23 protein-coding genes and 1 pseudogene are annotated in these 20,837 nt (G+C 37.9%); 4 read left to right on the top strand and 20 right to left on the bottom strand.

The genetic code is table 11. The features are described 5' to 3' along the window. Positions 1-110 precede the first annotated feature (110 nt). Entirely contained in the window at positions 111-1,583 is a 1,473-nt protein-coding gene (locus tag J4771_RS11420) for an alpha-amylase (RefSeq protein WP_224135126.1), read from the top strand. 443 nt (positions 1,584-2,026) lie between these two features. Here the strand turns inward: J4771_RS11420 and J4771_RS11415 are convergent, their stop codons facing one another. From J4771_RS11415 to J4771_RS11320, 20 genes and pseudogenes are all read right to left on the bottom strand, one after another. Continuing rightward, positions 2,027-2,599 carry an SCO family protein gene (locus tag J4771_RS11415; protein ID WP_224135125.1) on the bottom strand — a complete coding sequence of 191 codons (573 nt, stop codon included), beginning with the start codon at positions 2,597-2,599 and terminating at the stop codon, positions 2,027-2,029. A gap of 229 nt (positions 2,600-2,828) precedes the next feature. Then, entirely contained in the window at positions 2,829-3,650 is an 822-nt protein-coding gene (locus J4771_RS11410; RefSeq protein WP_224135124.1) for a formylglycine-generating enzyme family protein, read from the bottom strand. 49 nt (positions 3,651-3,699) lie between these two features. Continuing rightward, positions 3,700-4,716 (bottom strand): annotated as a pseudogene (gene nirK / locus J4771_RS11405) (copper-containing nitrite reductase); the annotation flags it as partial. A 163-nt stretch (positions 4,717-4,879) separates the two neighbouring features. Further along, positions 4,880-5,272, bottom strand: coding sequence for a DUF6759 domain-containing protein (locus tag J4771_RS11400; RefSeq protein ID WP_224135122.1), 393 nt, complete (start codon positions 5,270-5,272; stop codon positions 4,880-4,882). A 196-nt stretch (positions 5,273-5,468) separates the two neighbouring features. Continuing rightward, positions 5,469-6,929, bottom strand: coding sequence for an IMP dehydrogenase (guaB, locus tag J4771_RS11395; RefSeq protein ID WP_224135121.1), 1,461 nt, complete (start codon positions 6,927-6,929; stop codon positions 5,469-5,471). A gap of 108 nt (positions 6,930-7,037) precedes the next feature. Next, positions 7,038-7,211: a hypothetical protein gene (locus J4771_RS11390; protein ID WP_224135120.1), complete on the bottom strand. Its 174-nt coding sequence runs from the start codon at positions 7,209-7,211 to the stop codon at positions 7,038-7,040. Positions 7,212-7,241: 30 nt separating this feature from the next. Beyond that, the gene (locus tag J4771_RS11385; RefSeq protein ID WP_224135119.1) at positions 7,242-7,412 is read right to left on the bottom strand and encodes a hypothetical protein; all 171 of its coding nucleotides are present in this window, start codon (positions 7,410-7,412) and stop codon (positions 7,242-7,244) included. Between the two features lie 139 nt (positions 7,413-7,551). Further along, positions 7,552-8,076, bottom strand: a complete 525-nt coding sequence (locus tag J4771_RS11380; RefSeq protein ID WP_224135118.1) for a DUF4252 domain-containing protein — start codon at positions 8,074-8,076, stop codon at positions 7,552-7,554. Positions 8,077-8,080: 4 nt separating this feature from the next. Next, positions 8,081-9,349: a DUF4252 domain-containing protein gene (locus J4771_RS11375; RefSeq protein WP_224135117.1), complete on the bottom strand. Its 1,269-nt coding sequence runs from the start codon at positions 9,347-9,349 to the stop codon at positions 8,081-8,083. 12 nt (positions 9,350-9,361) lie between these two features. Beyond that, positions 9,362-10,021 carry a hypothetical protein gene (locus J4771_RS11370; RefSeq protein ID WP_224135116.1) on the bottom strand — a complete coding sequence of 220 codons (660 nt, stop codon included), beginning with the start codon at positions 10,019-10,021 and terminating at the stop codon, positions 9,362-9,364. Between the two features lie 99 nt (positions 10,022-10,120). Then, positions 10,121-10,633 (bottom strand): RNA polymerase sigma factor, encoded by a 513-nt coding sequence (locus tag J4771_RS11365; RefSeq protein WP_224135115.1) that lies wholly within the window; start codon positions 10,631-10,633, stop codon positions 10,121-10,123. Positions 10,634-10,737: 104 nt separating this feature from the next. Further along, positions 10,738-11,955 (bottom strand): PorT family protein, encoded by a 1,218-nt coding sequence (locus J4771_RS11360; RefSeq protein WP_224135114.1) that lies wholly within the window; start codon positions 11,953-11,955, stop codon positions 10,738-10,740. A gap of 60 nt (positions 11,956-12,015) precedes the next feature. After that, the gene (locus J4771_RS11355; protein ID WP_224135113.1) at positions 12,016-12,429 is read right to left on the bottom strand and encodes a PaaI family thioesterase; all 414 of its coding nucleotides are present in this window, start codon (positions 12,427-12,429) and stop codon (positions 12,016-12,018) included. Positions 12,430-12,517: 88 nt separating this feature from the next. After that, on the bottom strand, positions 12,518-13,618 hold the full coding sequence (locus J4771_RS11350) for a 3-hydroxyacyl-CoA dehydrogenase NAD-binding domain-containing protein (protein WP_262900199.1): 1,101 nt from the start codon (positions 13,616-13,618) through the stop codon (positions 12,518-12,520). Between the two features lie 145 nt (positions 13,619-13,763). Beyond that, the gene (locus J4771_RS11345) at positions 13,764-14,561 is read right to left on the bottom strand and encodes an enoyl-CoA hydratase/isomerase family protein (protein WP_224135111.1); all 798 of its coding nucleotides are present in this window, start codon (positions 14,559-14,561) and stop codon (positions 13,764-13,766) included. A gap of 156 nt (positions 14,562-14,717) precedes the next feature. Next, entirely contained in the window at positions 14,718-15,182 is a 465-nt protein-coding gene (gene paaD, locus J4771_RS11340) for a 1,2-phenylacetyl-CoA epoxidase subunit PaaD (protein ID WP_224135110.1), read from the bottom strand. Positions 15,183-15,328: 146 nt separating this feature from the next. Further along, entirely contained in the window at positions 15,329-16,078 is a 750-nt protein-coding gene (gene paaC, locus J4771_RS11335; protein WP_262900171.1) for a 1,2-phenylacetyl-CoA epoxidase subunit PaaC, read from the bottom strand. Positions 16,079-16,161: 83 nt separating this feature from the next. Further along, complete coding sequence (gene paaB / locus J4771_RS11330) at positions 16,162-16,443, bottom strand: 1,2-phenylacetyl-CoA epoxidase subunit PaaB (RefSeq protein WP_224135109.1); 282 nt, start codon at positions 16,441-16,443, stop codon at positions 16,162-16,164. Positions 16,444-16,479: 36 nt separating this feature from the next. Next, positions 16,480-17,712 carry an imidazolonepropionase gene (hutI, locus tag J4771_RS11325; RefSeq protein WP_224137833.1) on the bottom strand — a complete coding sequence of 411 codons (1,233 nt, stop codon included), beginning with the start codon at positions 17,710-17,712 and terminating at the stop codon, positions 16,480-16,482. A gap of 43 nt (positions 17,713-17,755) precedes the next feature. Continuing rightward, on the bottom strand, positions 17,756-18,115 hold the full coding sequence (locus tag J4771_RS11320; RefSeq protein WP_224135108.1) for a four helix bundle protein: 360 nt from the start codon (positions 18,113-18,115) through the stop codon (positions 17,756-17,758). Positions 18,116-18,238: 123 nt separating this feature from the next. Here J4771_RS11320 and ruvB point away from each other — a divergent pair, with 123 nt between their 5' ends. From ruvB to coaE, 3 genes are all read left to right on the top strand, one after another. Continuing rightward, on the top strand, positions 18,239-19,261 hold the full coding sequence (gene ruvB / locus J4771_RS11315) for a Holliday junction branch migration DNA helicase RuvB (protein ID WP_224135107.1): 1,023 nt from the start codon (positions 18,239-18,241) through the stop codon (positions 19,259-19,261). A gap of 64 nt (positions 19,262-19,325) precedes the next feature. After that, on the top strand, positions 19,326-20,192 hold the full coding sequence (locus J4771_RS11310; RefSeq protein ID WP_224135106.1) for an MBL fold metallo-hydrolase: 867 nt from the start codon (positions 19,326-19,328) through the stop codon (positions 20,190-20,192). A 42-nt stretch (positions 20,193-20,234) separates the two neighbouring features. Next, positions 20,235-20,831 (top strand): dephospho-CoA kinase, encoded by a 597-nt coding sequence (gene coaE / locus J4771_RS11305; RefSeq protein ID WP_224137831.1) that lies wholly within the window; start codon positions 20,235-20,237, stop codon positions 20,829-20,831. The last annotated feature ends 6 nt before the right edge of the window (positions 20,832-20,837 follow it).

Raw genomic sequence — 20,837 nt, 5'->3', positions numbered from 1 at the left:
ATCATTTATTTTATGATGCAAATATCATAACACTCTCCGCCAAACTGCGTCCTTTAAAAAAACTTTGGACAAATTTTTGCTAAATACTCGCAAATCAAAAAACAAAAATTATGAACGGCACAATGATTCAGTTTTTCCATTGGTATTCAGACGGAAATGGACAGTTATATGATCAGATCAAAAACTCGGCGGATTATTTAAATGAACTGGGAATTTCCTCGGTTTGGTTTCCGCCCGCTTATAAAGGTGCAGGTGGCGGTTATTCGGTCGGTTACGATCCTTACGATTTGTTTGATTTGGGTGAGTTTGATCAGAAAGGAACGGTTCCCACAAAATATGGAACAAAGGAGCAATATCTTGACGCGACAAAAACTTTGAAAGAAAAAGGAATCCGTGTTGTTGCAGATATCGTCCTCAATCACAAAGCAGGAGGCGATGAAAAAGAACGTTTCAATGCCATAAAAGTGGATGAAAACAACCGGCAAAAAAACATTTCAGATGCGTTCGAAATCGAAAGTTTTACAAAATTCACCTTTCCCGGAAGAGGCGACAAATATTCGGATTTTAAATGGGATTTCACCTGTTTTTCGGGAGTCGATTTTGCGGAAGGACAAGATGGTGGAATTTACCAAATCATCCATGATCACGGCGACGGTTGGGAAGAAATGATTGGATCCGAAAAAGGAAATTACGATTATTTGATGTACAACGACATTGAACACCGAAATCCTTTCGTGCGCGAAGAACTGAATTATTGGGGAAAATGGTATTTCGAACAAATTGATTTTGACGGCGTTCGTTTGGATGCAGTCAAACATCAATCACCCGAATTTTATAAGGAATGGCTTCAACTTTTACGCTCCAATTCGGGCAAAGATATTTTTGCGGTGGGTGAATATTGGGCTCCGGGACAATTAAATCTTTTACAGAAATATATTGATGCAACCGATGGTTCGATGTCGCTTTTCGATTCTTCCCTTCAACAAAATTTTCATGTCGCTTCTAAAGAAGGCGGAAATTACGATTTAAGGAGAATCTTCGATGAAACTTTAACTTTAGCCGATCCCGCACATTCTGTAACCGTGGTGGATAATCACGATACGCAACCTTTGCAACAATTGGAAGCACCTGTTGAAGAATGGTTTAAGCCAATCGCTTATGCTTTGATTTTGTTGAGAGAAAATGGTTATCCTTGCGTTTTTTATCCCGATTTGTTCGGTGCACATTATGTCGATAAAGACAAAGAAGGCAACGATCAGGAAATATTTTTAAATAAAGTTGATGGAATCGAGCAACTTTTAAAAGCAAGGAAAGAAAATGCTTACGGTTTGCAAAGAGATTATTTTGAAGATGCACACTGTCTTGGTTGGACAAGGGAAGGCGACGGAGAACATAAAGGTTGTGCCGTTGTTTTAAGCAACAAAGACCAATACGAAAAACCTATGGAAATGGGAATTGCATATGCGGGACAAAACTTTTACGACTTATTGGGAAGATTCGGGCATAAAGTGACCATCGACGAAAACGGTTGGGGAAATTTTGCTTGTCCTGCAGGAAATGTGAGTGTTTGGATTCCTGAATAACTTAAATTTATCAAGTAATTGAGTAAGGAGCGAATGAGGATGATGTACCAAAATCATTTACAGTTCATCCCCGTTATAAACCCAAAGCAGAACAGGCTTTCGGGTTTTTTTCAGTTTTGCATCGAGATATTTCATGTGGGAAAGTTCAATTAGGGGTGGGGAAAGATTGGCGGATTGAGGATTTTAAAGATAAACTTAATGAATAAAAAACAGGGATTAAGATATTAAACATCAATTCTTTGCACAGAAATATTTTTAATAATCTGTGTAAATCTGTGTAAATCCGTGCGCTTTTACTCTCACAGATTTACACAGATTTGCACAGATTTTTTTGTAGAAGGAACACATGAAGGAATCCCAAAAAATAATGCCACGAAAGCTCAAATTGAATTATTCGTGCATTCGTGGCATTTATTTTTTAAAGGTTTTTAAGCCGTTTTAAGTTACTTCAATTCATTCAAAATTTTCGCAACCGATTCAGAATTTACGCCCGCTCCTTCTTGCTGATTCACCATTTCGCCATTTTTGTTGAAAATTGAAATGAGGTTGGAATGTGAAAATTCAATCGGGGAAATTTGCTTGTATTTCACGGCAAGAACATTGGCAAATTCACGGATGGATTCGTCGTCGCTCACCAAAAAAGTCCACGGTTCGCCGTACATTTTTCGTTCTTCGGCAAATTTTTTCAAAACTTCGGGAGTGTCATTTGCAGGGTCAATCGAGATGAGGACGAGATTGGTATCCTTGATTTTATTTTTGTCCAATTTATCGTAAACCTTCTTCATATCGGCTACCAAAAGCGGACAGGAAGTTTTGCAACTCGTGAAAATCATCACAATTGCCAAGTTTTTTCCCTTTAAATCTTTCAGTTGAATGGTTTTTCCATCCTGATTTTTCCATTGAGAATCGAGGTAGAAAATAGAATCGGTTGTTTTTTTTGCGGTTGGAGTTTGTTCTTCTTTTTTGCAGGAAATTACTATGAATAAAGAGAGTATTACAAATAGGAAATGTTTCATAATTTTAATTGAAGATTTTTTTAAATGATTTTCAGAGATTCCTCACTTCGTTCGGAATGACCAGTTCTATTATACAGTTAGAAAGCGATTTTGCGGAGCTGCGGCGTCGCCGCAGCTCCGCAAAATCGCTTAATACAAAAACAAACTGAAATGTCATTTCGAGCGAAGCGAGAAATCTCAATAGACCCATTCATTATTTCAAATCGCAAAACATATTTTGTATTCAGCATCACTTCGCACACCTAAAACCAAGATTGGCAACGGTATAATTCGCTTTCAAACTCTGTCGGAAAGCGTATCTCATAAAAGATGCATAATTCAAAATATCGGTGGAAGTGGTTGCTGCACTTGCGCAGAAAATTCCCTTGTCGTCGTATTCCGCAGTTCGGGAATCGTTGGTGGTGAGTACGGAATTGAAATCTCCCGTCCATTCCCAAACCGAATCGAACATGTTGTAAACGCCGTAATAATTGGGTTTCGACTGCATCACCGGATTTTTTTCCTTGAATTTTACTTCGTACTGTTTAATAATATCCGAAGAATAAGACGGTTTTTTTCTTGCATTGGGCGAAGTTTCATCTGCCATTCCTACAAATTCCCATTCATCGATGGTTGGAAGGCGTTTTCCTGCACTTTTTGCGTAGGCTTTCGCTGCAAACCACGAAACGTAAGTTACAGGCGCGTTCGGATTCATGTCATCCGCCAAAGTTTCGTCGTTTTTCCAATTTTTTAAGTAGGTGGAATCGGCGAAAACGGCTTTCACATTGCTTCGTTTCCATTTCGGGTTTTTCTTTACGAAATCAAGAAATTCTGCGTTGGTTACAGGTCTTTCATCAATTTCAAAATCTTTCACCAAAATCAAACTGTCTTGTTTTCCGTAGAAAGGTTGGTATTTTCCACCTTTAATGGAAACCATTTTCACATTGGGTTTGATGGCGGTTTCTTGGTGATTTTCAACCTTAAAATCTTCGGAAACTTTGCCCGAACTTTCGTTGCAGGAAATAAAAAAAATTCCGCAGAAAATCAAAATTAGATAAGGAAATTTAATCATCACGGAATCTTTAAAAACACAAATTGAAAAAAAACTATTACTGTACTTTATTGTAAACCTTCGGATTTTTCTCGCCGGTTACCTTCAATTTTCCAATCGCACCTTTGTTGAATGCACGGAAAATAGAGTGGTCCACCAAAATATATTCGCCCGGTTCTTCTACTTTAAATTCTACCATTGCGGCACCACCTGCAGGAATCAAAGTCGTCTGTACATTTTCATTGATTTTGCTGCCACCTTCGATATATACTTTGTCGAAAATTTCACCAATTACGTGGAATGAAGACGCCAAGTTTGGCCCACCGTTTCCTACGAAAAGACGTACGGTTTCACCAACTTTTGCTGTCAGTTCATTTTTGCCCATCAAAGCATTTTTCTTCCCGTTAAACACTACGTAAGTTGGGTTTTCATCCACACCTTTGTCTTGGTCGAATTCCTGTAAACCTTTTTCATCGGTTTTTCCTTTCGTGTAGAATTCACCTTGCATGATGTAATATTCGCGGTCAACTTTTGGCAATCCACCTTCCGGCTCCACCAAAATTAAACCGTACATTCCGTTTGCAATGTGCAATGGAACCGGCGCTGCAGCACAGTGATACACGTAAAGTCCCGGATTTAAAGCCTTAAAATTAAAAATCGCTTCTTTTCCCGGAGCAACATTTGTCGCTTCTGCACCACCACCGGGACCGTTCACAGCATGAAGGTCGATATTGTGCGGCATTACGCTGTTTGACGCATTTTTCAGGTGAAGTTCCACCTCGTCACCAACTCGAACTCTGATGAAAGTTCCGGGAACGGTATTGTTGAACGTCCAAAATTTGTACGTTACGCCGTCTGCAAGTTCGCCTTCAATTTCGGTAGCCTCCAAATGAACAACCACTTTTTTTGCGGCTCTGTCTCCAACCGGAGCAGGAACCGTTGGTGGTGGAGTTACTTTTTGATTTTCCGTTTCGCCGCTCACTTTCATGTCGATTGCGGGATTTGAAGTTGAAGTTTCGCTCGGATTCTGCTTACAAGCCTGAAGCGTGAGTAAACCTACAGCCAGAATTGATACTAATTTTCTCATTAATTTTCTATTTAATTACTAATAATTTTTTCACTTGTTTTAATAGGACAAAATTATCCTATTTAAAATTCACTTTAAAATTTAAACGTATGAGTTTTATCAGCACTTGTTTCGTTGTGAATTTCAGCGGACAAAGATAAAAATTTATCAAAGAAAAGCAGGTTTAATTCACGCCAAGTTTCAGAATCAGCGGGTCTGAAATCACTTTTTGAGTATAATAATTGGCGTTGCAGATTTTTGATTTCAAGGTGTAACTTCCTTTAAGAATTTTGAACTGATTTTTACTGTTTCTTTGTACAGGAAGATTATAAATCTGTTCTCCTTTTATCGCGACTAATCTTACGATAATATTACAGCTTGATTCGTTGGTAATAACGGCTCCGGTAAATTTATCTTTCGGGTCGGTATCGTTTAAAAGATAGGTGAGGACTTCTGCGGTTTCCCGTTTTTTGTTGAGTTGGTCTTTTTCCCATAACTCGGAAAACTCACGGCTTTCACTTGCAGAACTTCCTGAAGATGATGGAGTAGAGCCATAAACAGGGTAATTTATTGGCATAATGTCACAACTTAAAAAAAGGAAAAACAAGGAAGTGAGGAAAAAAGATTTCAATTTGAATTTAATTTGAAAGTAAATTTAAAGATTATTTGATAACTAATCCAAAAAAATTCCAACCACAAAAAAATGTGATTGGAATTTTTAATTTTAGAATTCTAATTTCTTAATCCTTCTAATTTCTTAATTTCTTAATTTTTTACAACGAATAATTCGGCGCTTCCTGTGTAATAATTACGTCGTGTGGATGAGATTCTTTCAAACCGCTACCGGTAATGATTACCATTTTGCCGTCGTGTTGTAAAGTTTCGATGTCTTTAGTTCCGCAATAGCCCATTCCTGCACGAATTCCGCCGGTTAACTGAAAAACCACGTCTTCTAATTTTCCTTTGTGGGGAACTCTGCCTTCAATTCCTTCGGGAACAAATTTTTTCGCCTCACTTTGGAAATATCTTTCTTTTCCGCCACGTCTCATTGCAGACAAACTTCCCATTCCTTGATAGGCCTTGAATTTTCTTCCCTGAAAAATAATTTCTTCACCAGGAGCTTCGTCTGTTCCTGCTAAAAGTGAACCCAACATCACAGCATTGGCTCCGGAAGCAATCGCTTTCACAATATCGCCTGAAAGTTTAATTCCACCATCGGCGATTACGGCAATATTTTTAGTTTTAGCATATTCAAAAACATTGTAAATCGCGGAAAGTTGTGGAACTCCGACTCCTGCAATCACTCTTGTTGTACAGATTGAACCGGGACCAACTCCCACTTTCAAAACATTGGCACCGGCTTCAATTAAATCTTTCGCAGCATCGGCTGTTACGATGTTTCCACCAACAATATCCAATTCCGGGAAATTTTTTCTGATTTCTGAAATTTTATCTAAAACGCCTTTCGAATGTCCGTGAGCAGAATCTACTGCGATAATATCAACTCCCGCTTTTACCAATGCGGAAACTCGGTCAATCGTATCTTCGCCAACTCCAACTCCGGCTCCTACGATTAATCTGCCGTTTTTGTCTTTGTTCGCGTTTGGATATTCTAACTGATTATCGATATCTTTAATAGTAATCAAACCGACGAGTTTGAAATTTTCATCCACAATCGGAAGTTTTTCAACCCGGTTTTCAAGGAGAATTTTCTTGGCCTGCTCGAGATTTGTATTTTTATCGGAAGTGATGAGTTTGTCTTTCGTCATCAGTTCTTCCACCTTTGCATCGAGGTTTTCCTGATATTTTACGTCTCGGTTTGTGATGATTCCAATCAATTTATTTTCTTCGTCCACAACGGGAAGTCCGGAAATTTTGAAATTTGCCATCAACTCTTTTGCTTCCCGTAAAGTGTGGTCTTTAGACAAAGTTACAGGGTCGGAAATCATTCCGTTTTCGGAGCGTTTCACTCGGTAAACTTGTGATGCCTGTTCTGCAATCGGCATATTTTTGTGGATGAAACCAATTCCGCCAACTCTTGCCAAAGCAATCGCCATTTCAGCTTCTGTCACCGTATCCATCGCTGCGGAAACAATGGGAACATTGAGCGTAATTTTATCGGAAAGCCGTGATTTTAGGGAAACCTGATTGGGTAAAACTTCTGAGTAAGAAGGGATTAAGAGAACGTCATCGAAAGTGATGGCAGTTTCTACGATTTTGTTGTGAATAGACATCTTTACTTTCTGCGCGAAATTACGGTTTTTTTGTGAAAAATGAAAATGGAGGAATTTTATTAACGAAAATTAATATAAACAAAGCCGCTCAAATACAAGCGGCACTGTTTACCTCGTTATCATTCTGAGTTGGGGCGATTTCTGATAAATATTGATGATCGCAGAACCATAACCGTTCTCGTATATTAACCGAATGGTTACCGAAGTACATTTTTTGATTTCCAAATTATTATCATCATCAAATTCTCCAAATGTTTTCGTTTTTTTGATGCCTGCTTCCATATGATCATAACTGCCGATGCCTGCGGAAATTTAACCCCTCATCAGTGTCGCAGGATATTGTTGGTAGCAAACGGTAGTGAGCATCACCTGCACCAAAATATCTTTTGGGGTGAGGAAGGAGATGGTTTTGTATTCAGTTTTTTTGGTGTTTTCGGCTGTGCCAATTGAGCCAATAGATTCTGTTTGAATTAGATTTTTCATGGTTGTTGATTTTAGTTTATCAAATTTATTTCTTTTTTTCAATAAAACAATAGCTAATTTTAATTTTTCAAATACGATTAAAAAAGATTGAATCGCTTCCAAAAAAGAAAGCGGTTCCACGAAAACAATTCAATTTAATTTATTTGGAAACTATTTTTTTTAGGTCATTTTTTTCTGAATAATTGATGATTTTCGAAATGTTGTCCGCGGTGAATTTTCCTTTCACATCCACGTAAACCAGGTCTTTTCCTGAGGCAACTGTGATTAAAAGATTCCGAATTTCCTCACCGTTCTGCTTTGCCTGAAATTTGATGATTTCATTTTCTTTCTTGATAGTCATCCATTCCTCGAAATTATTTTTGGTTAAATATTTCGCAAAATCGCCAATCATTTCTTCATTTCCGTTAGAAACTACCATCACTTTTACATCCGCCACTTTTTTGATGAGGTTGATGAGTTCTTCGCTTTCGCCATCTTCACGCAACGCTTTTTTCACGATAGGTTTTGCGAGAAACATCGGGACATTTATGCTTACAAATTTGGCATCTTTGTAGTCATAATAAGGGTTATCGAAGAATCCCATGTTTGGATGTTTGGAGACGATACAGGACTGCAAAGAAAAAATAAGGACTGCAAATAAGGAAAAAATAGTAATTTTTTTCATGATTTTAATTTAAAGGTTTAATGCTTCCGCCGCTGTTTTGATGAACAGATGATGTGAAAGTTTTAGGTTTCCCTTTGTAACGCACAGAACCGCCTGAACCCGCAGTTGCAGCCAATTGATCGGTCGCCTGAACTTTCAGGTTTCCACCCGAAGTTGAAGAAGCGGTCACTCGATTGGCAACAAAATCCTGCGCATTACAGGTCGCCGCACTCGAAGTGTTGAAAACGGCACTTTCTGTTTTTCCAACGACTGTGATTGTGGCACCACTAGTTCCGTTCAAACTAAAATTTTGGGATTCGACATCCAATTTTCCTGCTGCTCCTGAAGAAATTTCAATTTCCACAGAATTTTTTGCGTTGATATCCGCATTTAGGTTTGCTCCTGAAGAAATATCTGCTGTGAAATCTTGTTCGTTCACCGTGTTCATCGTGGTTAAAAGTGAGCCCGAACTTAAATTAACCGAAGAAAGTCGCGGTGCTTCCACATTCACCAAAAGCTTTTTGAATCTCAGATTATTTTTGCCTTTGCTGTTGACAGAAATTTTCAGAATTCCCCCTTCCACAACGGTAGAAACGTACTGTTGAATATCGGGATCGGTTTCCACCACCACGCTTTGGTTGTTTCCTTGTGTAAAATTCACCTTAACTCCTTTGGAAACGGAAATTCCTGTAAAATTTCCCACATTTCTAACTTGAGTGACACCGTTTGAACTTATGTTTTCGGTAACCACAGAAGTTTTCGGGGTTGAATTTTCTGCCTCCTGAATTAATCGGTTTACGTCATCCATCGAAATTTTACCATCCAACATCATTAAAACCGTGTTGTCTTCGGAGTTGATGCTCAACAAAAGATTTTCTAAAACTCCGTTCGCAGCGTCGGAAGAAAGAAATTTAATTTTATTGTTTTTGCTGTGAACCGTCATCAGTTCTTCATATTTCATGTTTTTGATGGAAGCTGAAATATCGTTTTGAAGATTTTGGAAAAGGTTCTGTTTTAATGCTCCGTCTTTGGCGTCGGATTTTACTTCCGGTTTTTCTACGATGAGAATTTTCAGTCCGTTGATTTTACTTAAAAGCGGTTTAATCTGGTCGAGTTCGGAATCGCCAATGTTCAGGTTGTTGAGCATCTTGAACATCGGTTTTGCGATTTTGATGGAAGTAACGCCATCGGATTCCTGATATTTTTCAAACAGTTGGTCGAGTTTGTCTTTCTGCGCATTCACGTTGAAGAAATGCGAGAAGAAAAGTGCGAATATGAGGAGAAATTTTTTCATTGCTTTAAAAGGTTATTCGTTAATAAAAGTGGGGATGGCTTCAGTTTGAGCCACGGTTTTAGAAACATTTTCAGACAGAATTCGGAAAGAATATTTGGTTAAGTCGATGGCTTCCTGTTCGTTTTCAATTCTTTGTCCGTTGATGATCACATAGTTGGATTGGTATTCAGGAGTTGCAGATTTTTCAGGGGCAGATTTTTTTTCTTCTGAATTTTGAACGTAAAATTGGCGAACGGGTTTTTTCAAGCGGCCTCTTCTCGGTAAAATTTTGTCCATCACTTCCTCGTCATTGCTCACGGAAACGGAATCGGTCACCAAACTGTCTTGAACCGTTTTCAAAGAATCTTCGGCATGAACCGCCACAATTTCATTCCCTTTACCGAAATCATTTTTCTGTTTAAGGATTTCGTTTTTCGACAATAGATCCTGTTTCTCAATTTGGTTTTTATTGAAAACTTTAAAGAAAATTCCGAGCGAAAAGAGCAGGACTAAACTTGCAGCCATCCAAAAGAATTTCGGGAAAGACGCGCCTTTCTTCTCTGAAATGATTGTGGTTGGTTGTTCGGATTTTTCGGCTTCTTTTAAGAATTCATCAAAATCCCAATTCATCTTCTCGGATTTTAAATCGTGGAAAATTTCGTTGTATTTGCTTTGGGAATTATCGTTTTTCATATTTGTTTTTTCGCCACACAGGCACATAGAAAGTGAATTAATATCAATCAAATTTGATTTTGATGTAAAAAAACTATGTGTTCATGTGGCTTTTAATATTTATAAATTTTCAATCACTTTGTTTTCAAAATCCATCAGTTTCTGAATTTGTTCCTTGATTTTCGTTCTCGCCCTCATCAAATTTACCCTTACTGCATTTTCCTCCATATCAAGGATCTCTGAAATTTCGGGAACGTCGTATTCTTCTACATCTTTCAGGTGAATCACGGCTTTTTGTTTTTCGGGTAATCCGTTGATAAAGCCCAGAATTTGTTCCTTCAGGTTATTGGTCTCAATTTGGTAAAGCTCACTTCTATGAATTTGGAAATCTGCAAAACCCATTTTCACGTCGTGGTGCTTCAACCTGTTCAAACATTCGTTTTTCACCGATTTCAAAACATAGGATTTCAAGTTTCCGAAATTGGCGAGATCTTCTTTTTTTTGCCAAAACTTCATCATCAAATCCTGTACAACGTCTTCCGCTTCGTCGCTGCTCATCACGAATCTTTTCGCAAATCGGTACATCTCGTCCTTGAGACAAAATACCGTGTTTTTGAATGTTTCGTGAGTCATAGTTTTGTTTCTATTAGTAAGACAACGAAGGTCGGGAATTTATTACATGGGAATAAAAAAAACTTCAAAATGAATTGAAGTTTTGTAATTTTCCGAAGATTTTTCTAAAAAAGATTATAGCTGAAAACGACTGAAGTTGTTTGGTAATTAGTACTTGTCATTAAATAGTCACTTGTAATTCTTCTTTTTGAGTGTGTCCTCAACTCAATTCCATATTTATCTTTGTACTTGTAACCAATCCCAAAACCGAGCGAAGGTTGTGAACGAAGGTCATAAGAAAGATATGGTGAACCATCTGCTCTAGTCATTTCTATTGACTTTCCCAAAGAGAAATCTACAATATAAACGGCATTGACAAATAATTTGGAATCTGTGTTTAAATACATGTAATATCTAATTCCGATTGGTAATTCTATCGAACTGTAATCGGCTTTTACAATAACTTTTCCCCCAATTAAAGATGAATCATCAAATGTAGCCTCCGATTTGTAATATTGATAAGTTGGCTCTACAATAATTGCAAATTTATTTTTATTGAAGGCTAGTAGATATTCTGCTTCCAAACCAATTGCAAATGTTGTTTTATTTCCTAACGGATACGTTTTCATTGTATTTCCAGAAAAAATTTCCAGCGATGAAAAATTGATACGTGGTCGAATATTTAAATTAAATTTAGGCTTGGTCTCGTTTTGTACGGCCAACTTGAAATTAGGATCAGCGCAATGATTATAATTTACAAAAAAATTAGTGAGGTCTTTTTCTTTGTATTCCAATTTTGAAATATCAGAATTAGATATTGACGAGCAGGTGAAATTATTTTGCAATTGTGAAATATAGTCTTTGTTGTAAGTCATGTCCGTTTCACCAACTTGATATTGCTTATAAATGAGCTGTTCAGGAGCAGCATCTGAATTTTGATAGAAATATTTGGTGAGGTTACCTTCAGTAAATTTATAAAGTTTACCTTTCCCGTTAACTAATTCTTTAAGAAAAACTGTTTCTTTTACAAATTCTGGATTTTTTTTCCTAGATAATTTATTTAGGTCAGTGCTTGAACGGTCAATATTCACCTCATATCGTACAAATTTTGCCCCATTGTATATTTCGAATTGTTTGATGCCTTTTATAGTTGCAGTCTGGGCTTTAGCAGCTTCCGAAATTTTATATTCGAATGAATTGGGATTGCTTTTCCAGTCAAGGTTTTTAATAAGGCATTCAGTTATCACATCTTTGTTATCAATGAAGTAGCCTTTCTCAAATTTGATTTGCGAAAATGCCCACGTACAAAAGAACGACATGATTAAAAGTAATTTTGTTCTCATAATTTAATTATAGTTTGTTTTTAAAGTCTTTAAGTCAAATTTAAGTTTAAAATATTTATTCTATAAATCCGTCACCTTCCTCTCAATCTTATACACCGTTCCCCGAAAAGTTGCCACCAAAACTTTGTGCTGATTCGTAATCGAAATATCGTAAACTCCCGTTTTTCGGGTGTCGGAAATCAAAACACTTTCCGCAATTAAAGTGTCGCCCAATTTCACCGCTTTCGTAAAATTAATCATACAGTTCAAAGCAACGGACGCTTCATTCGTATTGTTGCTCGAAAAAGCCAACGCAGAATCAGCAAGAGAAAAAGTCACGCCGCCGTGAACGGTTTTCAGTCCGTTGATCATTTCTTTTTTTACGGGCATTTCAATCAGGCAGTATTTTTCACGAACCTCGATGAGTTTGATTCCCATCCATTTGGAGAATTCATCCTGATTGAGCATGTATTGGGCGGTTTCGAGTGGAGTCATAGTTTTGTGGTTGTGTTATTGAGTGGGTGCGTGGGTGAGTTGAGGAGTGATTGAGTCCTAATTGCGTCATTGTTACATTGATAAATTGTTACATTCTCCTAAGCAACGGACTTTGTCTGTATCTTTCCTCTTGATATTCCTCGTATAGTTTTTGAAGTGTATCAGAAATTTTTTGGTAACCAATATCAAATCCCCATTGCAGTAAACCTTTTGGATAATTCACTCCTTTTTGCATGGCGAGTTCCAAATCTTCATCATTCGCGATTCCCAAACGTTTTGCTTCCACCGCTTCATTAATCAGCATTGAAATAATTCGGCTGAAAATGGTTTGATAAAGTTCGTCATCCTTTTCAGGAAAAGGCTTTTCTGAACCTTCCGAGTATTCGTAAAATCCTTTTCCGGTTTTTCTTCCCAACAATTTTGCTTCCGCCATTCTTTGTTGAAGTAGGGAAGGTTTGTATTTGGGATCGTAGAAATAATCGGCGTAAACGGTTTTGGTCACGGAAAAATTGATATCGATTCCAATTAAATCCATTAATTCAAAAGGTCCCATTCTGAAATTTCCTAAAGTCCGCATCGCATCGTCGATTTGTTCGGGAGTAGCGATATTTTCTTCAGCGATTCTCAACGCTTCTCCATAAAAAGGTCGTGCAATTCGGTTCACGATAAATCCGGGAACATCTTTAGCGATTACGGGAGTTTTGCCCCAACTTTCCATTAAAGCATAAATTTCTCGGGCTAGAGATTTTTCCGTCAAAAGCCCGGGAATTACTTCCACCAAAGGCATTAACGGAGCCGGGTTAAAGAAGTGGATTCCAATAAATCTTTCAGGTTTTTTTAATTCTGCCGAAAGTGAAGTAATAGAAATAGAAGAAGTGTTGCTGCCAATCACACATTTTTCAGAAACGATTTCTTCCAATTTTTTGAAAACGTCGGTTTTGATTTCTTTGTTTTCGATGATGGCTTCAATCACTAAATCGCAATCCTTTAGTTCAGCCAAATCGGCGCAGAATTTTATTTTATTAAAAATATCCTTGCTTTTTTCAGCCGAAATTTTCTGTTTTTCAACGAGTTTATTTAAGGTCGATTTTAAATTTAGCAGAGATTTTTCCGTTTGCCAGGAATTCGCGTCGTAAAGAAACACTTCACAACCTGCAGTGGAGGCCACTTGTGCAATCCCAATTCCCATTGTTCCGGAACCGATGATGCCAACTTTTGAGATTCGAGATTCGAGATTCGAGATTAGAGATTCAGAATTCGAGTTTTCAGAAATCATAAAATATTGTTTTAAATGGGATGAGGTTTGAAATTTCAAACTTCAAATTTCAAATGAATTATCGGCCACGATAATTCGGTTTTCTCTTCTCCAAAAAAGCGGTAACTCCTTCACGGAAATCTTCTGTTTCTGCGGCTTCCTGCTGTAAAATTCCTTCAACATCCAATTGTTTGCTTAAAGAATTGTCATAAGATTCGTTAAATGCTTTTTTGGTTAATGCAATTGCTTTAGTCGGCAAATTTGAAATCTGTTCCAAAACTCCCATCGCATTTGTCAAAAAGCTTTCATCCTCAAAAACATCGGCGATTAATCCTATTTGTTTTGCTTCAGTTGCGGATATTTTTTTTCCCGTAAAAGCTAAATAATTCGCTTGTTGACGACCCAAAAGCTTTGGTAACCAATATGTTCCGCCTGTATCAGGAATTAATCCAATATTCACAAATGCCTGAGAAAAATAGGAAGATTGTGTTGCCAAAGAAATATCGCAAATCAAAGCCAACATTGCGCCGGCTCCAACAGCAGGACCGTTCACCAGAGAAATGACAGGTTTTCTGCAATTGGCGATTTCGTTCACCAATGGATTGTAATAATCGATCACCATCCTTTGAATGATACGCTCTTCTTCTGGATCGTTCATCGACATGGCGTCTTTTAAATTTTGTCCGGAACAAAATGCTTTTCCACGTCCAGAAATAGCGACGCAACGCACACTTTCGCTATGGCTGCAATCGTGAACAAATTGTTTGAGCTCACGAAGCAAAACTTTGTTTAAACTGTTGTAAGTTTCGGGTTGGTTGAGATAGGCAATTTGAAGTTTCCCGTCAAAATGGGATTCTATTTGGAGCTGTGTGTACATATTTAATTTGAAAATTTTAGAATGGGATAATTTGAAAATCTTGTTATCTACAAATATAGAAGTTTATGATTTGAAAATAGATGGATTTAAAATGTTTAGCACAGAATTATTGGGCGAAATTTTCAAATTCTCAAATTGAATCATTTTCAAACTCACTCAATGACATTTGAAATAATCAAAAGGTTCCAAACAATCATTACATTGATAACTCGCTTTGCAAAGCGTTGAACCGAAACGGCTGATTTGATTGGTGTTTTCCGAACCGCATCTTGGACATTTTTTTGGAACATTTAAATGGTCCTCGTGCGCTCCCTTTTCGGGTGGTGTAATTCCATAAGCGCGAAGTTTTTCACGGGCTTCGTCTGTAATCCAATCGGTGGTCCAAACCGGTGAAATTTTGGTGATGACTTTTGCAGAAATTCCTTTTTCTTTAAAAAGTTTAATGATGTCTTCCTCAATATTGAACATCGCAGGACAAGCGGAATAAGTTGGAGTAATCACAATTTCGGCCTCGTTTTCCGAAATCATTTTCGCACCACGAACAATCCCGAGTTCCACAATGTTGATTACGGGAATTTCGGGATCGGGAATGGTTTTTAATATTTCTAATAAATTTAACAATGTAGCAATGTATCTATGTAACAATTTGGCGCTTTCGGCAATCGGCGTTCAGCTTTCGGCAAGATTGGATACCATATGTAGCAGCGATCCAGTCTAAATTACATCCAAAGCAATCTTCCAGCATCATCTTCCATCACCCAGCTTTTTTACCAAACACAATCCGGATACGTTCGCTGCATATACTGAAGCTCGCACAGAATGTAACCAAAATATTCCGTGTGATAACCCGTTCTGGAACCTTTCTGCATAAACTCGCTTTCAGGAATTTCGATGCCGAAATTTTGGAAATCCTTTGAAACTTCAGCTTTCCAATCTTCATGCAATTTTTTGGAATCAGGAACGATGTCGAGTTTTACCAAATCTTTTTCACCAGGAGTTTCAGCAAAAATTCCACCGGTGTATTCCCATAAATGATGAACCGCATTTTGAAGTCGGGTTTTGCTTTCATCGGTTCCCCCTGCAAACATTTTCACCCAAGTTGAAGCATGAGTGTAATGGTATTTTACTTCTTTCAGAGATTTTTCAGCGATTCCGGCAAGTGTTGGGTCGGTGCTTTTCATCAATACTTCGTAAAGTAATTTCTGATAAACGGAAAAGAAATAAACCTTCAAAATTGTTTGTGCATAATCACCGTTTGGAAGTTCGGAGAGTTGGCAATTCAAATATTCTTTCTCCAAACGCAGAAACGCCAAGTCGTCTTCGGTTTTGTTTTCATTTTGAACTTGGGCGGCGTATTTAAAAAGATTGTTGCTTTGTCCCAAATAATCGAGAGCGATGTTGGTCAATGCGATATCTTCTTCCAAATAAGGACCTTTTCCGCAAAGTTCCCCCAATCTTTGACCAAAAATCAAAGTGTCGTCTGCAAGTTTTAAAAGGTAGTGGTATAGTGGATTCATTTTAGTTTCTTTCGGCGATCGGCTGTCTGCTTTCGGCGGTGCAAAATTGCTGATTGCCGAGAGCTGAAAGCTGACTGCATGTTTTACATGTTCTTCACATCATTTGGGATTTCGTAAAAAGTCGGGTGACGATACAATTTATCATCTGCAGGATCAAAAAACGCTTCTTTGTCAACACCTTCCGAAGTCACTAAATATTTACTCGGAACCACCCAAATCGAGGTTCCTTCCATCCTTCTAGTATAAACGTCTCTTGCGTTTTGCAGCGCCATTTCGGCGGTTGCGGCTTGTACGGTTCCTGCGTGTTTGTGAGAAAGTCCAGGTTTTGTTTGGATGAAAACTTCCCACATATCTAAATTGCTCATCAATGAAAATTTTAATGCTTAAAGATAAGGATATTTTTAAATTTTTTCACCATCGATATAAACGCTTTCCGCTTTCAGGCTTCCCTGTTGATAAAGAACGTTTTGGAAATTATCAGTATTAAAAGTCACAAAATCCGCCTTCATTCCTTTTTCCAATTTTCCGCGATCTTTCAAACCTAATGCAAAAGCAGAACGAAACGTAATTCCTGCCAAAACTTCTGCCGTGGAAAGTTTTTCAAACGTCGCCAAAATCGAAGCTTGAGTAATTAAATTTCCCATCGGTGCAGAACCGGGATTCCAATCGCTTGCAATGGCGAGAATTCCGTTTTTGTCTAGAATTTTTCTTGCGGGAGTAAATTTTTCACCCAATCCCAAACTTGCTCCAGGAAGAGCAACAGCAACGGTTTCGGATTTTGCCAAGTATTCGATGTCTTCATCAATGGTCGCTTCCAAATGATCAGCAGATTTTGCACCAACTTCCACCGCAATTCTAGAACTTCCAGGCGTGAATTGATCTGCATGAACCGTGATTTCAAAACCTAAATCTTTGGCCTTCAACAAAAATTCCTTGCTTTCATCCGGCTGAAAGGCAGATTTTTCAATGAAAATATCGACACGTTTTGCGAGATTTTCTTCTTTGACTTTAGGTAAAATGTGTTCTAAAATATATTGAAGATAGTCTTGCGAAGTTCCGTCAAAATCTCTCGGTTTCAAATGTGCGGAAAGACAGGTCGGTACCAAAGTAGCTTTACTTAAAGATTGTGCTTTTCTGATGACACGAAGCATTTTCAACTCGTTTTCCAAATCCAAACCATAGCCGGATTTTACTTCAATAGTGGTAATTCCCAAAGAAATCAAAAAGTTGATTCTTTTTAAAATGGTTTTCAACAGATCCTCTTCGGACGCATTTCTCGTGTGTTGAACCGAACTCCAGATTCCGCCACCGCTTTCTGCGATTTCTAAATAGGTTTTTCCGGCATTTCTCATGGCGAAATCATTGGCACGATTTCCACCGAAACAAATGTGGGTGTGGGAATCTATGAATGCGGGAAGAACTATGGAGTTGGTGAGTTGGTGAGTTGGTGAGTTGATGAGTTCAGGATTTTCAGATTTCAGTTTTTCAAAATTATCTACGGCTTCGATTTTATGATCTGAATTGATTAAAATTCCACCGTTTTCGATGATTTCGAGTTGTTCATCTGAAAGTTTCCCACGTAACGGAAGGTTTGCCAGAGTTACGATTTGTTTGAAAGGACCGATTAGTTTCACAGGTTGAGGTTGAGGTTGAGGTAAAGGTTGAGGTTGAGAGCGTTTAGTTTCTAAGAAGATGGTTGGTGATTTTGTTGAGTTCATGTACAACTTCCTCTATTACGAATTTAATTTTTACATATTCTTTTTCTGTGAAATATTTTACACGGACACCATAAATTAAATGACTTTTGGTTTCAAATGCAGAACCCCTCGAAATATCATAAAAAAGCGTTTTGTCTTTTGAAGTTCTTCTTCCAAATCCTTCTGCAATATTTGCCGATATACTTTCTGCAGAACGTCTCAATTGTGAAGTGAGAGCATAATCTTCTTTTCTTGGTAAGTCTTCGGATATTTCAAAGCACTTCTCAGCAATATCCATTGCTTTTTGCCAAACCGGCATTTCTGTAAAATCACTAATCATTTCAATTAGTTTTAAGTTATTTCCAAAAATAATCAAAATTTACGAATCACGTTTCCTCAACCTCAACCTTAACCTTAACCTGGAAATTTTTATTACCTTTGAAAATATTCAAACCAAAATTTAATGCCCGACTTTTTACACGCAGACAAAGAGAATTTTTCCGATGAGGAACTGATGCAGGAAGAGAAAATCCGTCCGCAGAGTTTTGCAGATTTTGCAGGACAAAGAAAGACTCTGGACAATTTGGAAGTTTTCGTTGCGGCGGCGAAAAATCGTGGCGGTGCTTTGGACCACGTTCTTCTTCACGGTCCACCCGGGTTGGGAAAAACGACTTTGGCGCACATTATAGCAAATGAATTGGGAGTAAATTGCAAAATAACTTCCGGTCCTGTTTTGGATAAACCTGGAAGTTTAGCGGGATTGCTCACAAATCTTGAAGAAAACGACGTTCTTTTCATCGATGAAATTCACCGGCTTTCCCCAATTGTTGAAGAATATCTGTATTCGGCGATGGAAGATTATAAAATCGACATCATGCTCGAAACCGGTCCGAATGCGAGAAGTGTGCAGATTGGTTTAAATCCTTTTACTTTAGTTGGAGCAACCACAAGAAGCGGAATGTTGACCAAACCAATGCTCGCAAGATTCGGAATTCAAAGCAGGTTGGAATATTACACCGTGGAACTTTTGGGAATGATTATCGAAAGAAGCGCAAGAGTTTTGGGCGTGAAAATCTATGAAGATGCCGCTTTGGAAATCGCCCGAAGAAGTCGGGGAACACCGAGAATTGCAAACGCGCTTTTAAGAAGAGTCCGTGATTTTGCTGAAATAAAAGGAAACGGTGAAATTGAAATCAACATCACCAAATTTGCCTTAAACTCTTTAAATGTAGATGAATTTGGTTTGGATGATATGGACAATAAGATTATGCGCGTCATGATTGAAAACTTCCGTGGAAAACCTGTGGGAATTTCCGCATTGGCAACTTCTATCGCAGAAAATCCCGAAACTTTAGAGGAAGTTTATGAGCCGTTTTTAATTCAGGAAGGTTTCATCATCAGAACACCGAGAGGAAGGGAAGTGACGGAGAAAGCTTATAAACATTTAGGAATTTCCAGACCGAAAAATTTAGGGGAACTTTTTTAAAAGTTTTGGAAATAACGCAGAAAGAAATTATTCATTTTTAATGGTCAATTATTAATTAAATTCTATGAAACTCTATCCTATACAATGCGGAAAATTTAAACTAGACGGTGGCGCAATGTTCGGCGTCGTTCCAAAATCTTTGTGGCAAAAGACAAATCCCGCAGATGAAAAAAATTTAATTGAACTTGGAACCCGCTCACTCTTAGTGGAAGACGGAAAGAAACTGATTCTCATCGACTGCGGATTGGGAAATAAGCAGGATGACAAATTTTTCGGACACTATTCACTTTGGGGCGATGATTCTCTGGATAAAAATTTAAAAAAATATGGTTTCGTTCGAGAGGATATTACCGATGTTTTTTTAACACACCTTCACTTCGATCACTGCGGTGGAGCAATTGAATGGAATGACGATAAAACGGGTTACAGACCTGCCTTCAAAAATGCCCACTTCTGGACGAATGAAAACCATTGGAAATGGGCCACAGAACCAAATCCACGTGAAAAAGCCAGTTTTCTGAAAGAAAATATTTTGCCAATGCAGGAAAGCGGACAACTCAATTTCTTGCCAATTCCACAAAACGGGAACTACGGTTTTGCACCGGATTTGAAAATGGATGTAATTTTTGTGGATGGACATACCGAAAAGCAAATGCTCCCTGTGATTCAATATCAAGACAAGACCATTGTTTTTGCGGCAGATTTAATTCCGACAGTGGGTCACATTCCGCAAGTTTATGTGATGGGTTATGACACTCGTCCACTTTTGACCATGGAGGAAAAAGCGAAATTTTTGAAACAATGTGTCGATAATGAATATCTTTTATTTTTCGAACACGATGCTCACAACGAATTGGCTTCTTTAAAAATGACAGAAAAAGGAGTTCGTTTGGATGAAATTTTTACGATGAATGATATTTTTGGATATTAATAAGATGAATGCTGGAAGATGGATGCTGGAAGTTTAAATAATCTGCCTAAAATAATTGGCTTAACCGGAGGAATTGGCTCGGGAAAATCTACGGTGGCGAAATTCATTGAAGAAATGGGATTTCCTGTTTACTATTCTGATGTTCGAGCCAAAGAAATCGTGAATGATGATGAACTCTTGAAGAAAGGAATCATCGAACTTTTGGGTGCAAAAGCGTATGATGAAAATGGTTTGTACGATAGGAAATATGTTGCCGAAATTGTTTTTAATGATGAAGAGCTTTTACAGAAATTAAACGGAATGATTCACCCCGCCGTGAAATATGATTTCGAAAAATGGGTGGGAAATCAAACAACAGAATTTGTTTTCAAGGAAACTGCGCTTCTTTTTGAACTTAAATTGAACGAAAGCTGCTTTAAATCAGTTTTAGTTACAGCCGACGATAATTTACGGTTGAAAAGAGTGATGGATCGCGACGGAAAAACCTACCGAGAAGTTGAAAACGTGATGAATAAACAAATGCCAGAAAAAGACAAGATCAAGATAGCGGACTTTGTGATTTTCAATAATGATGGAATGGACGAATTGCAAGCTGAAACCGAGAATGTTATTCGCCAAATCGAAAAGCTGAATGAGTAATTATTT

The organism is Candidatus Kaistella beijingensis (genome assembly GCF_020084865.1).
GTDB lineage: Bacteria > Bacteroidota > Bacteroidia > Flavobacteriales > Weeksellaceae > Kaistella > Kaistella beijingensis.
Note: the sequence above shows the minus strand (reverse complement) of the source record. Positions and strands in the feature narration are given on the sequence as shown.